This is a genomic window from Microbacterium sp. Bi128 (assembly GCF_918698205.1).
In genome coordinates, this window is sequence record NZ_CAKKMM010001129.1 from 1 (window position 1) to 1,677 (window position 1,677).

Sequence of the window (1,677 nt, forward strand, 5' to 3'; positions counted from 1 at the left end):
GGGAGGAACTGCTGGTCCGGGTCCTGCCCGCCCAGGCTGACGAATTCACGTGTGCCTCCTGCTTCCTCGTCCGCCACCGTTCGCAGATTGCCCGCGAAAAGGACGGCCTTAAGTACTGCAAGGATTGCGAGGGCTAGGCACGCGGCAGCCCTGACGCGGCAGTCCTGACAAAGAAGCCCGATCCCGGGCCCGCATTTCGGGACCGGGGAGGAGGCGACGTGAGGTGCCCTCTGGGAGTTGGGGAGAGCCGTGCAGGGGGCGGTGGGAACTAAGCGTTGAGCGCGGCGATCAGTTGCTCCGGGTGGCGGCTGGACGCCAGCCAGTACGGCGTGCGGTCCGAGGGGTCCTCGATCTCGATCCGGACCACCGGATCCACCCAGCCGCGGATACACAGGAACGCCAGCCCGTTGAGCCGGGTGCCCCGCTCCGCCGTCGCTTCTTTGCCCCGGAACGCCGTGGCCTTGCCCAGGAATCCGCGTTCAATCGTGGCCCTGCCCACCTTCAGGGTGGTCCTCGTGACCGTGATTGACGGCGTGGACAGGACCAGCAGTATGGAGATGATGACGAAGAGCACGATCGCTGCGGTGATGCCGGCCCAGATGCTGATGGGCGCCAGCATGAGGATCCCGGCGCTGGAGAACCCCGCCGCGACCAGCCAGATCCAGAAGTTCGGCCAAAGCTTCTCGGAGTAAAGGGCAGTGGAGTCGCGCGGGGCGCTCTTCGGGGCAGGCGCGGCTGCGCTGGATTCGGGCATAAGCACAGCTTTTCATCTTTCCCGGGCTATTTCACCTCGGCCCCGCCCGGCTCCAGCCCTGGATCAACCCGGAACAACCAGGATCAACCCGCATCCACCGCGCACCAGTCCCGCGGGCGGCGTGCCCGGGCAGGCCAGCGGCGGCTAGGACGATGTTCCTTGCGGGCGTTAGAGTGAGGGACTGTGACTGAAGAAAACACCGCCGTCGCCAGTGCCGCACCGACGGCCAGCGACGCAGCCTACGGAACGCCCACCTTGACGGTACAGCTGAAAATGCTCGACGACGGGCTCGAGCCGCCGTCGTACGCGCACCCGGGCGACGCGGGCGCTGACCTCCGCGCCCGCGAGGACGTCGTCCTCGCGCCGGGGGAGCGCCGCCTCGTCCCGACGGGCGTCTCGATTGCGCTCCCGGATGGATTCGTTGCGCTGATCCACCCCCGGTCCGGCCTCGCCACCAAGCACGGACTCACGGTGGTGAACGCCCCGGGGACCGTGGACGCCGGCTACCGCGGTGAAATCGCGGTGACACTGCTCAATACGGACCGGGACGAGGCGATCGAGCTCCGCCGCGGCGATAGAATTGCACAAATGGTCATTCAGCGCGTGGAGTACGCCAGGTTCCTCCCGGTCGAGGAGCTCGACGGCTCCGTCCGCGGCGGGGGAGGCTTCGGTTCCACCGGCGGTTTCGGCGGACCGGCCTGAGCGCAGGCCCCGGCAACGCCACGGGAGCCAACTGCGTTTCTGCAGTGCCGCAGGCACTGCAGCACATGCAGGCAATGATGCACGAAATAAGGAGCCGGCCGCGGGGTAGCGGGCGGCCACGCGGACAGGCGCCAGGACGGCGCCGGGCGGCGGTACAGGATCACAACTGAAGGAGACACCCCATGGTTTTTGGGCGCGGCAGGAAAGCCAAACAGGAGCAG

At 67.7% G+C, this 1,677-nt stretch carries 3 protein-coding genes; 2 read left to right on the top strand and 1 reads right to left on the bottom strand.

Annotated features, from left to right (window positions below; genetic code table 11):
• Nucleotides 1-137, top strand: a 137-nt coding sequence (locus tag LQV45_RS30470; protein WP_230010971.1) for a DUF4193 family protein, incomplete at its 5' end; no start/stop codon positions are given.
• 131 nt (nt 138-268) lie between these two features.
• Here LQV45_RS30470 and LQV45_RS30475 read toward each other — a convergent pair.
• Nucleotides 269-754, bottom strand: a complete 486-nt coding sequence (locus LQV45_RS30475) for a DUF3093 domain-containing protein (protein ID WP_230010966.1) — start codon at nt 752-754, stop codon at nt 269-271.
• Between the two features lie 183 nt (nt 755-937).
• Between LQV45_RS30475 and dut the strand changes: the two genes are divergently transcribed.
• The gene (gene dut / locus LQV45_RS30480; RefSeq protein ID WP_230010969.1) at nt 938-1,456 is read left to right on the top strand and encodes a dUTP diphosphatase; all 519 of its coding nucleotides are present in this window, start codon (nt 938-940) and stop codon (nt 1,454-1,456) included.
• Nucleotides 1,457-1,677 lie beyond the last annotated feature (221 nt).